The following is a 21,609-nucleotide window of genomic DNA, read 5'->3' as shown; positions in this document are numbered from 1 at the left end:
CGGAGCCCTCATTCTTCCACGCACGCATCGGAGCAGGCTGAGAAGCGCCCCCTAGGCTGGGGGCATGCTCCCTGCCGCGGACCTGCCCCCGCTCGACGACCTGCTCGCGGACGCGCACGTCGTCGCCCTCCCGATGCGCGTGCGCTTCCGCGGCATCGACGTGCGCGAGACGGTGCTCCTGCGCGGCCCCGCGGGGTGGGGGGAGTTCGGCCCGTTCCCGGAGTACGGCGACGCCGAGTCCGGCGCGTGGCTGCGCGCCGCCGCCGACGCGGCGTGGCACGGCTTCCCGGCGCCCCGGCGCACGCGCGTGCCCGTCAACGCGACCGTGCCCGCCGTGCCGGCGGCCCGCGTCCCGGACGTGCTCGCCGGCTTCGGGGGCGGTGTGCGCGCGGTCAAGGTCAAGGTCGCCGAGCGCGGCCAGGGCCCGGAGGACGACGACGCCCGGGTCGCGGCGGTGCGGGCCCTGCTGCCGGAGGCGGAGCTGCGGGTGGACGCGAACGGCGGCTGGGACGTGCCCACGGCGCTCGAGGCCCTGGAGCGGCTGGGGCGGCACGGGCTCGCGTACGCGGAGCAGCCGGTGCCCACGATCGAGGGTCTCGCGGCCGTCCGGGCGGGCCTCGCCGACCGGGGCGTGCCGGTGCTGGTGGCCGCGGACGAGTCCGTGCGCAAGGAGAGCGATCCCCTGGCGGTGGCCCGGGCGGGCGCCGCCGACCTGCTCGTGGTCAAGGCGGCCCCGCTCGGCGGGGTGCGCCGGGCCCTGGAGGTGGTCGGGCAGGCCGGGCTGCCCGCGGTGGTCAGCTCCGCCCTGGACTCCTCGGTGGGCATCCGGGCGGGTCTCGCGCTCGCCGCCGCCCTGCCCGAGCTGCCGTACGCGTGCGGGCTCGGGACCGTGTCCCTCATGCGGGCGGACGTCCTGCGGGATCCGCTGCGGCCGGTGGGCGGGATGCTCGAGCTGCGGGACGCGGTCCCGGACCCCGCGCTGCTGGAGCGCCACGCGGTGCCCGCCGGCCGGCGCCGGTGGTGGCTGGAGCGGGTGCGCCGGGTGCACGCCCTGGTCGCGGCTCAGGGCTGAGCGGCGCCTCCCAGGACCTCGGCCCGCAGCCGGTCCAGGTCCACGGGCTCGCCCTCGCGCAGCCCGTGGCGGCGGACCCACGCCCGGGCGGCGCGCCAGACGTCGTCGCAGCCGAGCTCCACGTCGGGGTGGGCGGCGCCGATCCGCGTCTGGGCCGGGTGCTCGGGGTCGTCGCCCGTGAAGGAGAAGACCGCCACGGGACTGCAGGCGAGGCCCACCACCCCGCGGACGGAGGCGATGACGCGCCCGTGCAGGCAGTCCCCCGGGTGCAGGTCCCAGGCGCGGTGGACGTGCCGGCAGTCCACGGCCGCGCGCCGGTGCCCGTGCGCGTGGCGGTGAGCGGGTTCCCAGTGGTCATGCGGGGTGATCGGTGCCGGCCCCGGTTCCGTGTGCATTCCGCGCCTCCCTCGACGGCGTCCGGCCCGCCCGCGTCCGTCCACGGTGGCACGGCCCGTGGGCGGGTGGGGCAGAAGGAGGGGGGTCTTCCGGAGTTCCCGGTCACGGTCCGGGGCGCTGGACGGATGGGGACGGCCTGACGGCACGAGCATCCCAGAACCGGGGCGGGGGCGGAATCGGCCGGCGCATTGTTTCTTCCTGTGAACGCGCACCAGGGACGGACGCACTGACCAGGAGGGGGTCCGTCCCCGGCCGGTCACCGCTCGTTCACCCGCGGTTCGTGCGGCAGCCCCCGCCCCCTCACCGGGCGGTGGTGCAGTGGCGGAGCACCCGTTCCCCGACCGCGGTCCGCCGCGGCCCCGACCCTCCCTGGGGGAGCCATGACCGACACCGCCAAGCGCACCTTCCTCCCGCTGCTGGGCCACACCCGTGGCAAGCGCAGCCCCCTCACCTGTCAGCTGAAGTGCGGCAGCGCCTGCGCCGGCCCGGAGTGCAACACCTCCGGCAACGGCTATTTCCGCGACATCGCGAGCGCCGCCCTGACCCGCCGGTCCGCCCTGGGCCTGGGCGCCGCGGCGGCCGTGACCGTCGGCGTCGCCGGGGCCGTCCCCGAGGCCGCCCAGGCCCATGGCCGCGGCCGCTCCGGGCTGTCCTTCGCCCCGATCTCCCCCGTGCCGAACACCGTGGACGACCTCACGGTCCCCGAGGGCTTCGACTGGTCCCCGATCATCCGCTGGGGCGACCCGCTGTTCGCGGACTCCCCGGAGTTCGACCCCTATGCGCAGACGCCCGAGGCCCAGGCGCGCCAGTTCGGCTACAACTGCGACTACCTCGACATCCTCCGCGACCGGGGCGGGCGCACGGCCGTGCTCGTGAGCAACCACGAGTACACCAACGAGAACCTCATGTTCCCGGCCGAGCAGCAGGACGACCTCCAGCGCGTGGCCGGGGTGGCCCTGGCCGCGCACGGCATGTCCGTGGTCGACCTGACCCGCGCCGGCGCGGGAAAGCCCTGGTCCTACGTCCGCGGCGGCGCCCGGAACCGGCGCATCACGATGAGCACCCCCTTCCGGGTGGACGGGCCCGCGGCGGGCTCCGACCTGCTGAGGACCCAGGCCGACCCCGCCGGGGAGCTGGTGCTGGGTACTCTGAACAACTGCGCCGGCGGCACCACCCCGTGGGGCACGGTCCTGTCCGGGGAGGAGAACTTCAACCAGTACTTCAAGGGCAACGGCTCGCCCGAGCAGCAGCGCTACGGGATCTCCGCCGAGGCCCCGAGCCGCCGCTGGCACAAGGTCGACCCCCGCTTCGACTCGACCGTGCCGGGCTACGAGAACGAGCCCCACCGCTTCGGCTGGGTCGTGGAGATCGACCCCCAGGACCCGGCCTCCACCCCCGTCAAGCACACGGCCCTGGGCCGCTTCAAGCACGAGGGCGCCAACGTGCGCGTGGCCGGGGACGGGACCGTGGTGGCCTACTCCGGCGACGACGAGCGCTTCGACTACCTCTACAAGTTCGTCTCTGCCCAGAAGTACGTCGTGGGCGACCGCGCCCACAACATGACGCTGCTCTCCGAGGGCAACCTCTACGTGGCGCAGTTCACCGGGGACACGGAGGCCGAGATCGACGGCTCCGGCCGGCTGCCCTCCGACGGCGCGTTCGACGGCTCCGGGCGGTGGCTGCCGCTCGTCGTGGACGGCGAGTCGGCCGTGGACGGCATGTCCGTCGAGGAGGTCCTGGTGTTCACCCGCCTGGCCGCGGACCGGGCCGGCGCCACCAAGATGGACCGGCCCGAGGACGTCGAGCCCTCCCCGCACACCGGCAAGCTCTACGTGGCGCTGACCAACAACACCAACCGCGGCACCCCGGGCAAGGCGGGCCCGGACGAGGCCAACCCGCGCACCCAGAACCGCGACGGCCACGTGCTCGAGCTCACCGAGCGGAACAACCTCGCCGCCGCGCTGGAGTTCGACTGGAACCTGCTGATCGTGGCCGGGGACCCCTCGAAGAACGCCTCGGCGTACTTCGCCGGGTTCCCCGCGGACCAGGTGTCCCCGATCTCCTGCCCGGACAACCTGGCCTTCGACTCCGCGGGCGGCCTGTGGGTCTCCACCGACGGCGCCCCCGGGACCATCGGCTACAACGACGGGCTGTTCAGGGTGGGCCTGTCCGGGCGCGAGCGCGGCAACGTCGAGCAGTTCCTCGCGGTGCCCCAGGACGCGGAGACCTGCGGCCCGGTCGTTCACGACGACGACCGGATGGTGTACGTCAACGTCCAGCACCCGGGGGAGGACGGCTCCTTCGAGGAGCCCCGCTCCTACTTCCCGGACTACGTGGTGGAGACCCGCCAGGGCGAGGGCGAGTGGTCCCTGCCGCGGCCGTCCGTGGCCCAGGTCTTCGCCGTGGGCCGGGGCGGGGAGCCCGAGTTCCCCGGTGCCATCCACGACGGGCCGGGCCGGGGCCGCAACCAGCACAAGCGCCGCAAGAACGGCGAGCGCGGGCCCCGCTACCGCGGCTACAGGGGCAAGGCCACCCCGGAGACGAGGACGGCGGCGAGGACCGCGGCCCGCTCCTACTGAGCCCTGCCTCCCGGGCCCTGTCTCCCGAGCCCTGTCCCCGGCGTCCTGCCCCCGACGTCGTTCCGGAGACCTCGGGGCCCACCGCTCCCCGGTCCGCCCCGCGGCGTGCCGGGGAGCGGTGCCCTGCCGGACTACCCTGGTCTCCTGTGACCACACCGTCCCTCGACACCGCCCGCACCGTCCTGGAGGAGCTCGTCGACGCCGGGATGCGGCACCTCGTCGTCGCCCCCGGCTCCCGGTCCGCGCCGCTGGCCTACGCCGCGGCGGCCGCCCAGGCCGCCGGGGCGCTCGAGGTCCACGTGCGGGTGGACGAGCGGGGCGCGGCGTTCACCGCCCTCGGCATCGCCCGGGCCACCGGCCGGCCCGCCGGGGTGCTCACCACCTCCGGCACGGCCGTGGGCAACCTGCTGCCCGCGGTGCTGGAGGCCGACCACGCCGAGGTGCCGCTCGTGGTGCTCTCCGCGGACCGCCCGCCGGAGCTGCGGGGCACCGGCGCCAACCAGACCACCCGCCAGCCGGGGATCTTCGGCGACCACGTGCGTGCCGCCGTGGACCTCCTCCCGGAGGACGACGTGCCGGCCCGTCTCGCGGGAGTCCTCGACGCCCTGGCCGGCCGTGGGCCGGAGGGGTCCCGGCCCACGGGGCCGGTCCAGCTCAACGTGGCCCTGCGCGAGCCGCTGCACCCGGGGCCGGAGGACGGCCCGGAGCTCGCCGCCCGGGCGGCCCGGCTGGCGTCCCGGCGGGGAGCCCGGCCGGACCCGGGCCCGGCCGCCGTGGCCGCCGGGCCCGTCCGCGCGCCGCGGCCGGATGCGGGAACGGCGTGCTCCGTGGTGGTCGCCGGGGACGGCGCCGGTCCCGCCGCGGCCCGCTTCGCCGCGGCGTGCGGGCTGCCGCTGCTCGCGGAGCCGTCGTCGAACGCGCGGTGCGGCCCGCACGCCGTGGGGGCCTACCGGCTGCTCCTGGACTCCCCGCTGGGCCGGCGGATCGAGCGCGTCCTGCTGGTGGGCCGGCCCACGCTCTCCCGCCCGGTCGGGGCCCTGCTCGCCCGGGAGGACGCCGTCACGGCGGCCGTGCGGCCGGCGCCCGTGGCCTGGTTCGAGCCCGGGCGGCGCCGCGAGCGGGAGCTCACGAGCTGGACCGAGGCGGCGGCCTTCACGGGCCGCGGCGCCCCCGGCTGGGCGGACGCCTGGCGGCAGGCGGGTGCTGCCGCGGACGAGGCCGTCGTGCGGCTGCTCTCCGCCGGGACACCGGCGGCCACGGGCCCGGCCGTGGCCGCCGCCGTGTGGGAGGCCTGCCGGCGGGACGGGTCCGTGCTCGTGGCGGGCTCCTCCAACCCGGTGCGCGACCTGGACCTCGCCGCCCGGCCCGGCCCCGGGTCCCCGCTCGTGCTCGCCAACCGGGGCCTCGCCGGGATCGACGGGACGGTGGCCACCGCCACCGGCGCGGCCCTCGGCACCGGCCGGCCGGTCCGCGCCCTCCTGGGCGACCTGACGTTCCTGCACGACGTCTCCTCCCTGCTGCTGGGCCGCGGCGAGCGCGAGCCCGACCTGCAGCTGGTGGTCGTCAACGACGGCGGCGGAGGCATCTTCACGACCCTCGAGCACGGCGCCCTGGGGGAGCAGGAGGAGTACCGGGCGGTCGTGGAGCGGTTCTTCGGCACCCCGCACGAGGCCCGCCTCGAGGCGCTGTGCGCCGGCTACGGCGTGGCCCACCGGCGCGCGGAGGACCTCGCCGAGCTCGAGCAGGCGCTCACCGCGCCCGTGCGCGGGCGATCGGTCCTGGAGATCGTGGTGGACCGGAGCGGCCTGCGGGACCTCCACGCCGCGATCCGCGCCGCAGTCGCGCAGGCCGCCGGGCAGGCGGCCGCGCAGTCCGTCGCGCAGTCCGTCGCACGGACCGCCGGCGAGCGCTGAGGGGCTCGCGCCGGGCCGCTGCCGGGTCCGGAGGAGCGCGCCCCGGACCGGGGGACGCGGACGGGCCCCGTCCCCCGGGAGGGGGGACGGGGCCCGGAGGCGGTGCCGCGGCTCAACCGCGGACGGTGGGCGCCTGGTGCCCGGCGGGGGCGTGGTGCTCGACGAGCTCCTCCACCTGGTGCTCGGCCTCCTCCAGCTTGCGCTGGTGGGGCACCACGAGGGTGACGACCGCGCCGAGCAGGGCCACACCGGCGAAGACGTAGAACGCCTGGGGGCCGCCGAAGCCCGCCGCGGCGAGCCAGCCGCCGATGATCGGGCCGAAGATCCCGCCGAACCGGCCCATGCTGGCGCAGAAGGCCACGCCGGCGGCCCGGGCGTTGGTGGTGTAGTAGTTCGACTGGAACCCGTAGACCAGGACCTGGGTGCCGATGGTGCCCACGCCGGCCACGCCGATGAAGACGAGCAGCAGCGGCAGCGGGAAGCTGAACGTCATGAGGATCAGGGCCACCGCGGCCAGGGCGAACGTGGTGGCGATCATCCGCTGCGGACCGGTGCGGTCCGCGAAGCGGGAGGCCAGGAGACCGCCGACCAGGGCGGACCCGTTGAGCACCAGGACGAAGTACAGCGGGCTGAGGCTGTGCCCGTAGCCGTTCATGATGACGGCGAGCCAGGTGTTGAGCCCGTAGGTGAGCAGCAGACCGCAGAAGGACATGAAGCCCAGCAGGATCGAGGCCAGGGCGAACTGCTTGGAGAACACGGCCGCGTAGCCGGTCCGGCGCGGTGCCGCGCCGACCTTCCGGATGACCTGCTCCTCGATCAGCGGGACCCCGGTCCGGAGGGCGACGGCCTCGGCCCGCTCGGTGTGGCCGCGGGCCAGCAGCCAGCGCGGGGACTCGGGGAGCTTCCAGATCATGAGCGGGACCAGCAGGACGAGGGGGAGGGCGCCGATCATGAACAGCCCGCGCCAGCCCAGGTCGGAGAGGAGGGCGATGCCCACGACGGCGGCGAACACGCCGCCGGCCGGGATGCCGGAGTAGACGATGCCGTTGTAGAACTGCCGGCGGCCGCCGGGGGCGAACTCCGCCATGGTGGCGCCGGCGGTGGCGATCACGAGGCCGAGGCCGATGCCCGTGAGGAAGCGCATCGCGCCGAAGGCGAGCACGCTCGTGGTGAGCGCGGTGACGAACATGCCGATCGAGAACCAGGCGACCCCGGCGATCAGCAGCCGGCGCCGGCCGAAGAAGTCGCCGACGGCCCCGCAGATGAGCGAGCCGATGAGCACGCCGATCAGGGCGTAGGAGCCCACCAGGCCGGCGACCGCCGGCTCCAGGGTGCCGATCTGCGTGGGATCGGCGAGCAGGCCCGGCAGGACCACGCCGTAGACGACGAGGTCGTAGCCGTCGAAGAGCAGCGCGAGACAGATCACGAACGCCACGAAGCGGGCGGTCCTCCGCTCGAGCTGCGGGTTCTCCGCGATGTCGATGTGTGGTTGGGTCATGTTCCCCGGACCTCTCTGGGCAGCGCGTGGACAAGGCAGGAAGGCGGAGGAGCCGAGAGCGTTCCCCCTGGTGCTCTCCAGCCTGACAGAGCTGTGATCCGGGTCATATGAGGCAAAGACCCAGGGATCCACCAGGGGGGCATTCAGTGTCTGAGAATATCAGTGGGAGCGTCCCGAGTGATTGCGGATATGAGTCCGGGCCCGTCGTCCGAGGACGACGGGCCCGGGGCGTGCTGCGCAGTGCTCAGTGCTCCGTGCTCACCGCTCCGGCGCCTGCACCTGGGTGGGGTTGAGCACGCGGGCGAGGAAGGACTGGGTGCGGGGCTCCTTCGGCTCGCCGATGACCTGCGCGGCGGGGCCCTCCTCGACGACCACGCCGCCGTCCATGAAGACGACCTTGTCGGCGACGTCGCGGGCGAACTCCATCTCGTGGGTGACCACGAGCATCGTCATGCCCTCGGCGGCGAGATCGCGCATGATGGCCAGGACGTCGCCCACCGTCTCGGGGTCCAGGGCGGAGGTCGGCTCGTCGAAGAGCATCAGGGACGGGTCCATGGACAGGGCCCGGGCGATGGCCACGCGCTGCTGCTGCCCGCCGGAGAGCTGGTCGGGGTAGCTGCCGGCCTTCTCGGACAGGCCCACGCGCTCGAGGTTGCCGCGGGCGATCCGCTCGGCCTCGGCCTTGTCCCGCTTGAGCACCTTGAGCTGGGCCACGGTGCAGTTCTCGAGGACGCTCAGGTGCGGGAAGAGGTTGAACTGCTGGAAGACCATGCCCACGTGCCGGCGCATCCGGTCGACGTCGGCCTCGGGGTCGGTGACGTCGAAGTCGCCGATCGTGATCCGGCCCTGCTGGGGCGTCTCGAGCAGGTTGACGCAGCGCAGCAGGGTGGACTTGCCGGAGCCCGAGGGGCCGATGAGGCAGACCACCTGGCCGGCGCCGACGCTGAGGGAGATGCCCTTGAGCACCTCGAGGGAGCCGTAGGACTTGTGCAGGCCCTCGATCACGACGGAGGCGGCGCCGGCGAGGCCGTCGGCGGGGCCGGGCTGCGGGCTGGGGGAGGATGCAGTGCTCACGGTCAGGCTCCTAGGACTTCTTCATGCGGTCGGTCTTGGACTCGAAGCGTCGGGTCAGGATGCCCAGGGGCACCGTGATGACGAGGTAGGCGACGCCCGCCACCACCAGCGGGGTGAGGCCGGCGCCGGCGCTCGAGATGGCCTCGCGGCCGTACTTGGTGAGCTCGTACTGGCCCACGCCCATGCCCAGCAGGTAGACCAGCGACGAGTCCTTGGTCAGCAGGATCACCTCGTTGGTCAGCGGCGGCAGCACGATCCGCAGGGCCTGCGGGATGACGATGGTGACCATCGCCCGGGCGTGGGACATGCCCAGGGAGCGGGCGGCCTCGTACTGGCCCTTCGGCACGGCCTGCAGGCCCGCGCGCAGCGACTCGGCGATGTAGGCTGCGGCCACGAGGCCCAGGGCGATCATGACCGTGACGTAGTGGTTGAAGCGGAAGCCGAAGGCCAGCGGGATGCCGTAGCCGAAGGCGAGGAAGACCAGCAGGGCGGGCACGCCGCGGAAGAACTCGATGTAGAGCGTGGCCAGCCACCGGTAGGGCGCCACGGAGGAGAGCTTCATGAGGGCGAGCACCACACCGCCGGTGAGGCCCACCACGAAGCCGAGGAACGTGTAGATGAGGGTGTTCTTCAGCGCCACGACGAGGATGCCGGGGAACTGCTGGGCCGCGATCGCCGGGTTGAACACCTTCTCGACCAGCAGCGGCCAGTCCGCGATCGCGATCAGCGCGAGGGCGAGGAGGATCAGGACGGCGTACTGGACGCCGCGGGAGAGACGTGCTCTCTGGTGCATGGTCATGGCCATGGATGGGTCCGTTCTGGGTGGTACGGGTGGGACGGTGTCGGGGCCGGTGTCCCGGGTGCGGGTCACCGGCCCCCGGGTCAGTTCTCCTGGACGGGGATCCACGTCTCGACGATCCGCTCGAGCGTGCCGTCCTCCTCGATGCGGTCCAGGGTGGCGTCGACCGCCCGGAGCATCGCCTCGTCGCCCTCGGCCACGGCCACGCCGAGCTGGTCGTCGAGCTCCGCGGTCTCCTGGACCACGAAGTCCGGGTCGTCCTGGGCGTGCTGGGCGATCGCGGTCACGTCGTCGAGCACCGCGTCCACGCTGCCGGTGCTGAGCCCGGTGAACAGCGTGGTGGCGTCCTCGAACTGGACGGTGTTCAGGCCGAGCTCCCGCGCCTGCGTCTCGCCGACCGTGCCCTGCATGACCCCGACCCGCACCTGCTCCTCGCGGGCGGCGTCGATCGAGTCGACACCGTCCTCGCCGTCGGTCACGAGGCCGACCTCGTTGTCGTAGTAGGGGTCGGAGAAGTCCATCACCGTCTGCCGCTCCTCGGTGATGGACAGGGCGGAGATCGCGACGTCGCACTGGTCGGTCTCGAGGGCCGCCCCGGACTGGATCGACTCGAAGGCGAGCGTGACGTTCTTCATCTCCACCCCGAGGTCCTTCGCGATCTCCCGGCCGAGGTCCATGTCGAGGCCGACCATCTCGCCGCCCTCCTCCATCTCGAACGGCGGGTAGTTGGACTCCGAGCACACGGTGAGGAACCCGGGCTCCACCAGGGCCACGGCCGAGGACGAGGTGGCCCCGGCGGTCTGCCCGCCGCCGTCCGCGGCGTCCCCGGAGGAGCTCTCGGACGTGCAGGCGGTCAGGGCCAGGGCGGCGAGGGCGGACAGCGCCGCCAGGGCGTGCGCGCGGGACGGGCGGGTGGTCGGACGGGGCATGCGGAGATCCTCCGGTGGGAGCAGTGGTCGTCGGCGCGGTCGGGCCGGGCACGGGGCCGGCCCTGCGGGGCGGTGGCCCCGACCGTGTTCGGGCACCAGGATACGGTGCGATCCCCGTGGCGGCTCAGCCGGCGGACAGCCCGGGGGCGGGCACGAGGCGCTCCGGCGCCCCGGCGGCCCGCTGCCCCAGGGCCTGGAGCATGGGCCGCAGCTTCGCCCAGGTCTCGGCCAGCTCGGACTCGGGGTCGGAGGCGGCCACGATGCCGCACCCCGCGTAGAGCCGCACGGTGCGCTCGTCCTCCTGCACCGCCCCGCGCAGGGCGATGCCCCAGTCCCCGTTGCCCGCCGCGTCGAGCCAGCCGACGGGGCCCGCGTACAGTCCCCGGTCCATCTGCTCCAGCTCCGGGATCGTGGCGGCGGCCACGGCCGTGGGCGTCCCGCAGACGGCGGCGGTGGGGTGGAGGGCCTCGGCGAGCTCGAGGGAGGACGGCGGGTCCCCGGCCGGGCCCGGCCGCAGCGCGGCGGTGACGTCCGAGGCCAGGTGCCACACATTGGGCAGCTCGAGGATGAACGGCTCCGGGGAGGTCGTGACGGCGTCGGTGTAGGGGGCCAGCGACGCCTCGAGGGAGTCGATCGCGAACCCGTGCTCGTGCTGCTGCTTCTCCGACTCCCCGAGCACCCGCGCGGCGTAGTCGTGCGGGTCCTCCCCGGGGGGCGCGGCGTCCCGGTCCAGGGTGCCCGCGAGCACGCGGGCGTGCGCGACGCCGTCCAGCACCCGCACCAGCATCTCGGGGGTGGCCCCCATCAGCCGGCCCGCGCCGGAGGGGTCCCCGCCGAGGCCCACGCAGTACGTCCAGCACTGCTCGTAGCGCCGGGCGAGGTCCCGGACCACGGCCACGGCGTCCAGCGGGGCGTCCGTGCGCGCCACGACGTCCCGGGCCAGGACGAGCTTGTCGAGCCCGCCCGTGCGGATGCGCTCCACGCCCTCGCGCACCGCCTCCGTCCACTCGTGCTCGCCCAGCGTGCCCGGGGACAGCCGGACCACGGCGGGGGCCGCGGGCCGATCGCCGGCGGCGGGCGCCCGGCCGGGAAGGGAGCCGGCTCGGCGCAGCCACGCGGCCGCGACGTCGTCGGCGCTCAGCGCGAAGGGCGTCCCGGGGGCCACGGCCACCACGAGGCTCGCCCACGCGACGTCGCCGCGGCGCCCCACGAGCAGCTCCGGGACCACGAGCCCGGAGTCCACGGCGGAGCTGGTCGCGAACGTGAACGCCCCGAAGGCGGCGAGCCCGGTCCCGGGCACGCGCACCCGGTCCTCGACCACGGCGGCGGCGGCGACGTCGTCCCACCACACGCGCGCGGCCGTGAACCGGTCCGCGCCGCGCACCGTGTGCTCGGCGGCCCGGCCCCACGCCACCAGGCCGCGCCCGTCCACCGTCCAGGTGAGCAGCTCCGGCCCCGCCAGCAGCTCCCGCAGGTCCGGCAGGGCCGCGGGGTCCGCGCCGAGCGCGGACAGCGGCACCGTGAGGGCGTGCAGCACGGGGACCGCGGGGGCGGCGGCGGGATCGGCGGCGGGGTCGGTGGAGGACATCGCCCACCAGTCTAAGCCGCCCGCCGGACAGCCCCGGGCCCGGCGGGCGCGGGGCCGGCCCCGGCGGGCGGGTCCGGCGGACGGGCCGGGCGGGGGCGTCGGAGCGAGGTGCGACAATGGCCGGGTGAACCGAGCAGACCTGTCCAAGCAGCCGCACGAAGTCTCCGCCATGTTCGACGACGTGGCGCCCCGCTACGACCTCGTCAACGACATCCTCTCGCTGGGGCGGACCCGCGGATGGCGCCGGGTCGTCGCGGAGGCCGTCGGCGCCGTCCCGGGGGAGCGGGTCCTCGACCTCGCCGCCGGGACCGGGACCTCGTCCGAGCCGTACGCGGACGCGGGCGTCGACGTCGTGGCCGCGGACCTCTCGCTCGGGATGCTCGAGGTGGGCCGCGCCCGCCGCCCCGACATCGAGTTCGTCCAGGCGGACGCCACGCGGCTGCCGTTCGCCGACGCCTCCTTCGACGCCGTGACCATCTCCTTCGGGCTGCGCAACATCCAGGACTTCCGCCGCGCGCTCGCCGAGATGCTGCGGGTCGTCCGCCCGGGCGGCCGGCTCGTGATCGGCGAGTTCTCGACCCCCACGGCGGCCCCGCTGCGCACCGTCTACACGGAGTACCTCATGAAGGCGCTGCCCGGGATCGCCGCGCGCGCGGCGTCCAACCCGGAGGCCTACCGCTACCTCGCCGAGTCCATCGCGGCGTGGCCGGACCAGGAGGACCTCGCCGCCGAGATCCTCGCGGCCGGCTGGACCGGGGTGCAGTACCGCAACCTCACCGGCGGCATCGTGGCCGTGCACCGGGCCGTCAGGCCCACCGCGGACGCCCCCGCCCGATGAGGGCCCTCGTCCTCGGCGGCGGGCCGGCCGGCGCCACGGCCGGGTACTGGCTCGCGGCGCACGGCATCGAGGTCACCGTCCTGGAGAAGACCGCGTACCCGCGGGAGAAGGTCTGCGGCGACGGGCTGACCCCGCGCGCCGTGCGCGAGATGCAGCTCATGGGCCTCCCGCACGGGCCCGAGCTCGGCTACGCCCGCAACCGGGGGCTGCGGCTGGTGGCCCGCGAGCGCAGCGTCGAGGTGCCGTGGCCCGCGCTGAGCGACTTCCCGTCCTACGGGCTCGTGCGCACCCGGCTGGGTTTCGACGAGCAGCTGGCCGGGCACGCCCGCGGCGCGGGGGCCCGGGTGCTCGAGCGCCGGGCCGTGACCGGGGTGCTGCGCGACGGCTCCGGGCGCGTCGTCGGCGCGCGCGCCAACGTCCTCGACGCCGCCGGGCGGCGCACCGGCGAGACCGAGGAGCACCGCGCCGACGTCGTGCTCGCCGCCGACGGCAACTCCTCCCGCACCGCGGTGTCCGCCGGGCTGCACAAGCGCGACGACCGGCCGATGGGGGTCGCGGTGCGCGCCTACTACGAGTCCCCGCGCTCGGACCTGGACTGGATGGAGGGCTGGCTCGAGCTCACCGACGGCACCGACCCGGACCGGGCGCTGCTGCCCGGCTACGGCTGGGTCTTCGGCGTCGGCGACGGCACGGCCAACGTGGGCCTCGGGATCCTGGACAGCTCCCCGGCGTTCGGGGCGCTGGACTACCGCAAGGTGCTCGCCGACTGGACCGCCTCCATGCCCGCCGAGTGGACGTTCGACGACGAGCACCGCCGCGGGCGCGTGCTCGGCGCGGCCCTGCCGATGGCCTTCAACCGCACGCCGCACCACGTGCCGGGGATGCTGCTGCTGGGCGACGCCGCGGGCCTCGTCTCCCCGTTCAACGGGGAGGGCATCTCCAACGCCATGGAGTCCGCCCGCTACGCGGCCGAGCACGTCGTGGCGGCCGCGGCCGCCAACGGCCCGGCCCAGCGCGAGCTCGTGCTCGCCGGCTACCCCGGCCGGGTCCGCCAGGAGTGGGGCGCCCACTTCACGCAGGGCCGGGTGCTGGCCCAGCTCATCGGCAGCCCCGCCGTGATGCAGGCCGCCGTGCGCACCGGCATGGCCGTGCCCGCGCTGATGCGCTTCGTGGTCCGGGTCATGACGGAGCTCTCCGACCGGCCCGCCGCCACGTGGGAGGACCGCGTGGTCGCCCTCCTCGACGCCCTCACGCCCGCGACCGGCAACACCCGCCCCCCGAAAACTCGCTAGAGTGGTGGACCGTGACTGAAACCTCCTCCTCGAGCGCCGACGGCCCCGCCACGGGCCTCGGCACCGATCAGGTGAGGCTGCCCGCCGGCTTCGACCTCATCGCGTCCGACGACCGGCTGGGCCCGGTCGTGCTGCGGTCGCTCGCCCGGATCGAGGAGCGGCTGGACGACGCGGTGCGCAGCGCCGACCACCTGGCCGACGTCACCTCCCGGCACCTGCTCCAGGCCGGCGGCAAGCGGGTGCGGCCCCTGCTGACCGTGCTGGCCGGGGAGATCGGCGGCGGCATCAACGACGCCGTGCTCGAGTCCGCGGCCGTCGTCGAGCTCACCCATCTGGCCACCCTCTACCACGACGACGTCATGGACTCCGCGCCGCTGCGCCGCGGCGTCGCGACCGCCCAGACGGTGTGGGGGAACTCGGTGGCCATCCTCACCGGCGACCTCATCTTCGCCCGCGCCTCGTCGATGGTCTCCGAGCTCGGCCAGCGCGCCCTCAAGATCCAGGCGGACACGTTCGAGCGGCTCGTGCTCGGCCAGCTGCACGAGACGGTCGGCCCGCGCGAGGGGCAGGACCCGCTGGAGCACTACCTCGACGTCCTCGCGGGCAAGACCGGCTCCCTCATCGCGGCGTGCGGCCACTTCGGCACGGTCCTGGCCGGGGCCGAGCAGGACGTCGTGGACGTCATGGTCGAGTACGGGGAGAAGGTCGGCATCGCCTTCCAGCTCGCCGACGACGTGATCGACGTGACCGGCGAGGACGAGGTCTCCGGGAAGTCGCCCGGCACCGACCTCCGGGAGGGCGTGCCCACCCTGCCCGTGCTCATCCTGCGCCGGATGGCGGGGGAGGGCGACGCCGAGGCGGTGCGCGTCCTCGAGCACCTCGACTCCGACCTCACCTCGGACGAGGCCCTGGCCCGGGCCGTGGCCGCGGTCTCGGGCCACCGCGCCACCGAGGAGGCGTGGCGGATCGCCCGGCAGTGGGCCGACGAGGCCATCGCGTCGCTCGAGCCGCTGCCGGACACGGTGGCCAAGCGCGCGCTCGTGGCCTTCGCCCACGCCGTCGTGCACCGCGAGGCCTGAGCCGGCCCGCCGTGCCGGATGTGGTTCCCGCGGTGCCACGGGCTAGCCTGTAGCCGTCCGCAGACCACTTCCCGCACCCGAGGACGACCATGACCCCACAGTCCCCACCCGGCCGTGCCGCCGCGCCCCGCGAGGCGTTCTCCAGCCGCACGGTCTTCATCCTGGCCGCGATCGGCTCCGCCGTCGGCCTCGGCAACATCTGGCGCTTCCCCTACATCGCCTACGAGAACGGCGGCGGGGCGTTCCTGATCCCGTACCTCGTCGCGCTGCTCACGGCCGGGCTGCCGCTGCTGATGCTCGAGTACGGCATCGGGCACCGCTTCCGCGCCTCGGCCCCCCTGGCCTACCGCCGCCTGCACCCGAAGACGGAGTGGATCGGCTGGTGGCAGATGGGCATCAGCTTCGTGATCGCCGTCTACTACGCCGTCATCCTCGGCTGGGCGATGCTCTACACCTACTTCTCGTTCGGCAAGGCCTGGGGCGACGACCCCGGCACGTTCTTCGTCTCGGAGGTCCTGCAGAGCTCCGAGGAGATCACCGTGGGCCTCGACTTCGTGCCGAACGTGCTGGCCGTCACCGCCGTCGCCTGGATCGCGCTGCTCGTGGTGCTCCTGCTCGGCGTGCAGAAGGGCATCGGCCGGGTCAACCTCGTGCTGATCCCGCTGCTGGTGCTGATGTTCCTGACCATCGTGGTCATCGCCCTGACGCTGCCGGGCGCCGCCGACGGCCTCAACGCCTTCTTCACGCCCAACTGGGCGGCGCTCACCGACAGCGCCGTGTGGGTCGCCGCCTACGGACAGATCTTCTTCTCGCTCTCGGTGGGCTTCGGCATCATGATCACCTACTCGTCCTACCTCAAGCCGAAGACGAACCTCACCGGCTCGGGGCTCGTGGTCGGCTTCGGAAACTCCAGCTTCGAGATCCTCGCCGGCATCGGCGTCTTCGCGGCGCTGGGCTTCATGGCCGGGGTCTCCGGCGTGGGCGTGGACGAGGTCGCCACCTCGGGCATCGGCCTGGCGTTCATCGCGTTCCCCACGATCATCTCCCAGGCGCCGCTCGGCACGCTCCTCGGCGTGCTCTTCTTCGCGACCCTCACCTTCGCCGGCTTCACCTCGCTCGTGTCGATCGTCGAGGTGGTCGTGGCGGCCGCCCAGGACAAGCTCGGCCTGCGCCGGCGCACTGCCGTGCTGGCCGTCGTGGTGCCCATGGCGCTGATCTCCCTGTCCCTGTTCACCACCACCACGGGGCTGAACCTGCTGGACGTCACGGACAACTTCGTGAACCAGTTCGGCATCGTCGCGGCGGCGCTGGTGTCGATCATGCTGCTCACGGCCGGCTTCTCCGCGCTGCCCACGCTGCGGGACCACCTGAACTCGGTGTCCTCCTTCAAGCTGGGCCGCACCTGGATGGTGGTGGTCGGCGGGATCACCCCGATCATGCTGGGCTACATCCTCATCAACACGCTCACCACCACCCTGGCGGAGGGCTACGGCGGGATGCCCGCGTGGTTCGTCAACACGTTCGGCTGGGGCACGGCCCTCGCGATCGTCGTCGTCGCCCTGCTGCTCTCCCGGCTGCCGTGGCCGGCCGCGTCCGCGGCCTCGGACCTCAGCCCGTCCCCGGCCATCGTCGACGCGTCCGTGGACCGGCGCCGGCTGCAGGGCGGCCAGCCGCTCTCGCGCTGGTCGGACACCGCCCTGCGCACCCCGGCCCTCGACCAGGACTTCTCCTACCGGGCCCTCGCCGAGGGCCCGGCCGGGTCCCCGGGCCGGCACGCGGAGGTCCCCGCCGAGGGGGCCGGCCGGGCGCCCTGGAGCTCGGGCACCCCGTCCAGCACCACCGGATCCCAGGAGGACCCCCGATGACCACTCCCGCCATCATCATGCTCGTCGTCGCCGTGTGCACGGTGTGGGGCGGCTTCATCGCCGCCGTGCTCCACCTCCGGCGCACTCCGGAGGTCGACGAGAACGACCAGGGCTTCGGCAGCGACGACTACGCCCGCACCACCTGATCCGCGCCGGTCCCCGGCACCGCACCGCAGGAGGCCCCCGGCGCCGCACGGCGCCGGGGGCCTCCTGCGTGCCCGGGGCCGCGGCACCCCGTGCGGCCCCGGCGACGGGCCGGCGCGGTGCTCAGGCGCGGCGGACCCGCGGGGCGCGCACCGCGTCCAGCACGAGCAGCAGCACCGCGAGCCACACGAAGCAGAAGCTGACCCAGCGCTCCACGGGCATCTGCTCGCCGAACACGAGCACGGCCAGCAGGAACTGCCCGATGGGCGCCACGTACTGGATCATGCCCACGGTGCTCAGCGGCAGCCGGGTCGCGGCGACCCCGAACAGGATCAGCGGCACGGCCGTGATCACGCCCGCGGACAGCATCAGCAGGAGGTGCCCCGTGCCCTCGGTGCCCAGCGTCAGCCCGCCGTCCGCCCCGAGCAGCCCCACGACCAGCGCGGCCAGCGGGGTCAGTGCCAGCGTCTCGACGGTCAGGGTCACGATGGCGGGGTAGGACCCGCCCATCCGGTTCTTCACCAGGCCGTAGAAGCCGAAGGAGAAGGCCAGGCCCAGCGACAGCCACGGCACCCGCCCGTAGAAGACGGCCATCACCACGACCGCCACGAATCCGATGCCCACGGCCGTCCACTGCAGGGCCCGCATCCGCTCCCGCAGCACCACCACGCCGAGCAGGATGGCCACGAGCGGGTTGATGAAGTAGCCGAGGGACGCCTCCAGGGTGTTCCCGGTGGTCGTCGCGACCGTGTAGAGCAGCCAGTTGACCCCGATCAGGAGGCCGGCCACGGCCAGGGCCCCGAGGGTGCGCGGGGAGCGCAGCGCCCGGCCCAGCGGGGACAGCTGCCCGGTGAGCGCCAGCAGCAGCAGGCAGAAGACCAGGGAGAACAGCACGCGCAGCGCGACGATCTCCACGGGCGTGGCCGGCTCCAGCGCCACGAAGTACAGCGGCAGCAGGCCCCAGACCCCGTAGGCGGCGAACCCGGACAGCACCCCGGCCCGGGTCCTCGACTGCTCGTCGGGATCCGGGCCGGGCGCTGTGTTGTATGCGGTCACGCTCGAGGGTACCGCCGGGGCTCAGAGGCCGAAGAATCGGCTGAAGAACCCCTTCTTCCGCTCGCCCTGCTCCTCCTCGGCGGTCTCCTCGCCCTCCACCACGGGCTCCGCCGTGGCGCTGCCCGGGACGCCGGGGCCGGCCACGACCTCGCGCTCGGCCTCGGGCTCCGCGACGGGCTCCCGGTGCTGCGCGGCCGCGGGCTCGGGCGCCTCCTCGGGGCCCGGCCGGACCGGCTCGGGGCCGGGCACCACCGTGGTGCTCACCCGGCCCGGGCGCACGTCCCGGCCGGAGGGCTCCTGGTCGAAGGGCAGGTCGGCGGCATCCGCGTGCGCGGCGACCGGCTCCTCGGCCTCCCGCGGCTCCTCGACGGGCTCCTCGATCGGCTCCGGGCGCTCCTGCGCGTGCTCCGTCCCGACGAACTCGGGCACCTCGAGGGGCTCGGGCTGCTCCTGCGGAAGCTCCGCGGGGACCGGGGTCTCCTCGGGCGCCGCGGCCTGCCGCGGCTCGGCCTCCTGCCGGGCGGCCGTGGCCTCGGCGGCGGCGCGGTCCTCGCGCAGCGTGGCGGCGCGGGCCCGGGCGTCGGCCGCCAGGTCCGCGAGGATCTCGGGGCCCACGGCCGGCTCGGCGGGCTCGACGCCGGAGATCTGGTGGTCGTCGAACCAGAACCGCTGGGCACCGTCCCGGACGGTGACCACGCACGTGGCCTCGGTGTCCCACTCGACGTGCGCGCCGCGCAGCTTGGCGTAGGAGTCGACGGCGAGGTTGTGGTCCACCGCGGTGTCCGTGGTCAGCGCCTCGGCGATGACCCGCATCATCCGCTCCACGGTGAGCTCGGGCAGCTCGAACTCCGGCCCGTCCAGCAGCAGCCACGCCGTGACGCCGCCGCCCGCGCCCGCGGGGTAGTGCGCGTACACGCCCGTGACCGCCTTGGCCGCCAGGGTCAGCCGGCGGGCCAGGCCCTCCGCCACGGGCAGCTCGTCGGTGGACAGCTCGTCCACGCCCAGCCGCTCCCCGGCCTCGCGGGCCTGCACCGCGGCGGAGACGACCTCGGCCGGGAAGTGGCCCAGCTCCTGCCAGGACCAGATCCAGGTCCCGCGGGAGGCGGACTCGGTGCCCAGCAGGTAGGGGGTCAGGGTCACGGGGGGCTCGGTCTGCAGGGTGAACGCCGGCGCGGAGAAGTCGACGTCCCACCCGGCGCCCTGGGTCAGCTCGGCCAGCCTGGCCTGGTACTCGGTGGAGATGAAGATCGACTCGTCGATCAGGTCCTGCAGCGTTTTCGTCATGCGTCCAGGCTAGCAACCCTCACGGGTGCAGGAGCGTCACGGCGGGCGCCGCCCGGTGGGTCGGCACCGCCCCGGCGGCCGCCCCGTCCCCGGGCGGCCGGGGACCGCTTGGGTAGGGTGGGGGCGAGGCCCCCGGGGCTCGGCGACGCCGCGTCGGGCCCTGCGCCCGTCCCGTGACCACCACGATCCGAGCAGGCCCCCTCGCGGGCCGGGAACGAGCCACCGCATGAGCGAGACCCCCGCCACCCCGACCCCCGGACCCGCACGGCAGGAGCTGCTGAACACCATCGGCTCGTGGGTGCTCTCCGTGCTGCGCGCGGAGCCGGGCTGGGACCGGATGGTCGTGGACCTCAAGTTCCAGGGGGGACGCGTGCACCTGCGCGTGCGCGAGCAGCGGGGCCAGGAGGTGGTGCCCGGCACCGCGGGTCCCATCAAGGAGGACAGCGCCGTCATCCCCGCCGTCGAGCAGCTGCGCGAGAGCGTCCACGTCCCGGGGCGCGGGACGTGGTTCACCGCCACGGTCGTGATCCTCGCCGAGGGCTGGCCCGAGCCGACCCACCGGATCGGGGGGACCTACGACCTCGACGGCGAGCCCCGCCAGTGGGGGAGCGAGGGCCCCTTCACGGGACAGGACGTCCTGGCGCACCTCGAGCGCTTCCCCCGCACCCGCGCCCGGATCCCGGCGTGGGCCGCCGAGCTCGCCGCGCGGGACGGCGTCGAGCTGCCCGTCCTCCCGGCGGACGCCGAGCAGCAGGACGACACCGGAGGCGTCGTCCACCCCCTGGTGCGGGCGGCCGTCGACCGGTTCGTGAGCGCCCCCGACAACACGGCCATGATCGAGGTCCTCCGCCAGTGCATGGCGGGCTCCCTGCTGCTGGACGTCACCGCGAGCGACCTCGTGGAGGGCCCGGACGGGCAGGCCGTGGGGCCGGAGTCGACCCTGCGCGTCCAGACGCTGGGGGAGCCCGACGGCACGCGCTCGCTGGCCGTGTACACGTCGGCGGCCGAGGCCCAGGCCATGTTCGACCGCCACCACCCGGACGGCGGGAGACCCGTGCTGCTGCGCGAGTCCGCCGTCAAGGTGCTGAAGATGCTCGCGGACGACCCGCAGTACGACCACCTGGTCATCGACCCGGCCCGGCAGGGCTGCCGGATCGGCCGCCCCCAGGTGGAGTGGGCCATGCGGGCCCCGCGAAACGACGCCGTGAAGACCGCCATGCTGGAGAACAACATGTCCCAGCTGCTCGCCGGGCTCCTGGCCCCGGAGGCGGTGCTGCTGCTCGGGGCCCGAGTGCAGGACGGACGGGCCGTGCCCGTCTACGCGAAGCCCGCGGAGGAGGGCTCCGCACCGGACACCCTGATGCTGTTCACGTCCGCGGCCGAGATCGCCGTGCTGGACAGCACGCTCGAGGTCCGCTCCGCGCCGGCCCGCCAGGCGCTGCGCTTCGCCCTCGACGCCGGGGCGCGGAAGGTCAGCATCAACGCGCACCCCCCGGTGGCCACGCTGACCGCCGAGCAGCTCCGGGAGCTCCTGGCCCTCGTGGAGAAGGAGCAGGCCGGTCAGGAACGGGCGACGGAGGAGCAGGGGCCCGGGGCGCCCGGCGGGGAGGACACGCAGGGTCCGGCCGGGGCCTGAGCCCGGGACGGGCCGTTCAGCCCGCGGCGGGGGCGGGCCGCGGGGAGGCAGGGCCCGCCGCGAGGCAGTCGGCGCAGATGCCCTGGTAGACCACGTCGGCGGCGAGCAGCTGCATGCCGTGGTGCTCGGAGGGCGTGAGGCACGGGGTGTGGCCGACGGCGCAGTCGACGTCGGCGACCGTTCCGCAGCGCACGCAGTACGCGTGGTGGTGGTTGTCCCCGGTGCGGGTCTCGTACAGGGCGGGCGACGCGGGCGGCTCGAACTTGCGGAGCATGCCCACGGCGGTGAGGTCGGAGAGGACCACGTAGACGGACTGGAGCGTGATCGCCGGCAGCGCCGTGCGGACCTCGGCGAGGACTTCCTCGGCGGTGGAGTGCGGGTGGCGGTCCACCGCGTCGAGGACGGCCAGCCGCTGCTTGGTGACGCGGCGGCCGTGGGAGCGCAGCAGGTCCGACCACGCGGCGGCCCGGGCGGCGTCCGGTGCGGGGCGATCCGTGGTCTGCATCCCTCCAGAGTAGCGTTATCACGATGGACTCACAATAGTGGGGCAGGCGTGCCCGGGCGGCG

General features: G+C 74.7%; 18 protein-coding genes. 9 read left to right on the top strand and 9 right to left on the bottom strand.

Features of this window, described 5'->3' with window-relative positions; genetic code table 11:
- Positions 1-64: 64 nt before the first annotated feature.
- Positions 65-1,072, top strand: coding sequence for an o-succinylbenzoate synthase (locus tag RCG67_RS03240; protein ID WP_368824814.1), 1,008 nt, complete (start codon positions 65-67; stop codon positions 1,070-1,072).
- Here RCG67_RS03240 and RCG67_RS03235 read toward each other — a convergent pair.
- Positions 1,063-1,467, bottom strand: coding sequence for a hypothetical protein (locus RCG67_RS03235; RefSeq protein ID WP_368824813.1), 405 nt, complete (start codon positions 1,465-1,467; stop codon positions 1,063-1,065). The genes RCG67_RS03240 and RCG67_RS03235 overlap by 10 nt on opposite strands.
- Positions 1,468-1,848: 381 nt before the next feature.
- Here RCG67_RS03235 and RCG67_RS03230 point away from each other — a divergent pair, with 381 nt between their 5' ends.
- Both RCG67_RS03230 and menD read left to right on the top strand, forming a co-directional pair.
- Positions 1,849-4,047, top strand: a complete 2,199-nt coding sequence (locus RCG67_RS03230) for a PhoX family protein (protein ID WP_368824812.1) — start codon at positions 1,849-1,851, stop codon at positions 4,045-4,047.
- Positions 4,048-4,193: 146 nt separating this feature from the next.
- Complete coding sequence (menD, locus tag RCG67_RS03225) at positions 4,194-5,960, top strand: 2-succinyl-5-enolpyruvyl-6-hydroxy-3-cyclohexene-1-carboxylic-acid synthase (RefSeq protein ID WP_368824811.1); 1,767 nt, start codon at positions 4,194-4,196, stop codon at positions 5,958-5,960.
- Positions 5,961-6,072: 112 nt separating this feature from the next.
- Here the strand turns inward: menD and RCG67_RS03220 are convergent, their stop codons facing one another.
- From RCG67_RS03220 to RCG67_RS03200, 5 genes are all read right to left on the bottom strand, one after another.
- Positions 6,073-7,458, bottom strand: coding sequence for an MFS transporter (locus tag RCG67_RS03220; protein ID WP_368824810.1), 1,386 nt, complete (start codon positions 7,456-7,458; stop codon positions 6,073-6,075).
- Between the two features lie 258 nt (positions 7,459-7,716).
- The gene (locus tag RCG67_RS03215; protein WP_368824809.1) at positions 7,717-8,532 is read right to left on the bottom strand and encodes an amino acid ABC transporter ATP-binding protein; all 816 of its coding nucleotides are present in this window, start codon (positions 8,530-8,532) and stop codon (positions 7,717-7,719) included.
- Between the two features lie 10 nt (positions 8,533-8,542).
- Entirely contained in the window at positions 8,543-9,337 is a 795-nt protein-coding gene (locus tag RCG67_RS03210; RefSeq protein ID WP_058872455.1) for an amino acid ABC transporter permease, read from the bottom strand.
- 77 nt (positions 9,338-9,414) lie between these two features.
- On the bottom strand, positions 9,415-10,260 hold the full coding sequence (locus RCG67_RS03205; RefSeq protein WP_368824808.1) for an ABC transporter substrate-binding protein: 846 nt from the start codon (positions 10,258-10,260) through the stop codon (positions 9,415-9,417).
- Between the two features lie 124 nt (positions 10,261-10,384).
- Positions 10,385-11,848 carry an isochorismate synthase gene (locus tag RCG67_RS03200; protein ID WP_368824807.1) on the bottom strand — a complete coding sequence of 488 codons (1,464 nt, stop codon included), beginning with the start codon at positions 11,846-11,848 and terminating at the stop codon, positions 10,385-10,387.
- Positions 11,849-11,972: 124 nt separating this feature from the next.
- On the opposite strand from RCG67_RS03200, the gene RCG67_RS03195 reads away from it, so the two are divergent.
- The 5 genes from RCG67_RS03195 (at position 11,973) to RCG67_RS03175 (ending at position 17,068) form a co-directional block, all read left to right on the top strand.
- The gene (locus RCG67_RS03195; RefSeq protein ID WP_368824806.1) at positions 11,973-12,686 is read left to right on the top strand and encodes a demethylmenaquinone methyltransferase; all 714 of its coding nucleotides are present in this window, start codon (positions 11,973-11,975) and stop codon (positions 12,684-12,686) included.
- Complete coding sequence (locus tag RCG67_RS03190; protein ID WP_368824805.1) at positions 12,683-13,978, top strand: geranylgeranyl reductase family protein; 1,296 nt, start codon at positions 12,683-12,685, stop codon at positions 13,976-13,978. Before RCG67_RS03195 ends, RCG67_RS03190 begins: the two co-directional genes overlap by 4 nt.
- 11 nt (positions 13,979-13,989) lie before the next feature.
- Complete coding sequence (locus RCG67_RS03185; RefSeq protein WP_438612632.1) at positions 13,990-15,057, top strand: polyprenyl synthetase family protein; 1,068 nt, start codon at positions 13,990-13,992, stop codon at positions 15,055-15,057.
- 89 nt (positions 15,058-15,146) lie between these two features.
- A complete protein-coding gene (locus RCG67_RS03180) occupies positions 15,147-16,922 on the top strand; it encodes a sodium-dependent transporter (protein WP_368824804.1) in 1,776 nt (591 codons plus the stop codon).
- Entirely contained in the window at positions 16,919-17,068 is a 150-nt protein-coding gene (locus RCG67_RS03175; protein WP_368824803.1) for a methionine/alanine import family NSS transporter small subunit, read from the top strand. The genes RCG67_RS03180 and RCG67_RS03175 overlap by 4 nt, the downstream gene beginning before the upstream one ends.
- Positions 17,069-17,189: 121 nt before the next feature.
- Here RCG67_RS03175 and rarD read toward each other — a convergent pair whose 3' ends face one another.
- Together rarD and RCG67_RS03165 are read right to left on the bottom strand one after the other, a co-directional pair.
- Entirely contained in the window at positions 17,190-18,122 is a 933-nt protein-coding gene (gene rarD, locus RCG67_RS03170) for an EamA family transporter RarD (protein WP_368824802.1), read from the bottom strand.
- A gap of 21 nt (positions 18,123-18,143) precedes the next feature.
- Positions 18,144-19,406 carry a DUF6882 domain-containing protein gene (locus tag RCG67_RS03165; RefSeq protein ID WP_368824801.1) on the bottom strand — a complete coding sequence of 421 codons (1,263 nt, stop codon included), beginning with the start codon at positions 19,404-19,406 and terminating at the stop codon, positions 18,144-18,146.
- Positions 19,407-19,632: 226 nt separating this feature from the next.
- Here RCG67_RS03165 and RCG67_RS03160 point away from each other — a divergent pair, with 226 nt between their 5' ends.
- Positions 19,633-21,042, top strand: coding sequence for an SseB family protein (locus RCG67_RS03160; protein WP_368824800.1), 1,410 nt, complete (start codon positions 19,633-19,635; stop codon positions 21,040-21,042).
- Between the two features lie 16 nt (positions 21,043-21,058).
- Here the strand turns inward: RCG67_RS03160 and RCG67_RS03155 are convergent, their stop codons facing one another.
- On the bottom strand, positions 21,059-21,547 hold the full coding sequence (locus RCG67_RS03155; protein ID WP_368824799.1) for a Fur family transcriptional regulator: 489 nt from the start codon (positions 21,545-21,547) through the stop codon (positions 21,059-21,061).
- Positions 21,548-21,609 lie beyond the last annotated feature (62 nt).

It is taken from the genome of Kocuria cellulosilytica, from assembly GCF_040981245.1.
Lineage (GTDB): Bacteria > Actinomycetota > Actinomycetes > Actinomycetales > Micrococcaceae > Kocuria > Kocuria cellulosilytica.
The sequence above is the reverse complement of the archived record's forward strand: the minus strand, read 5'-3'. Positions and strand labels throughout refer to the sequence as shown.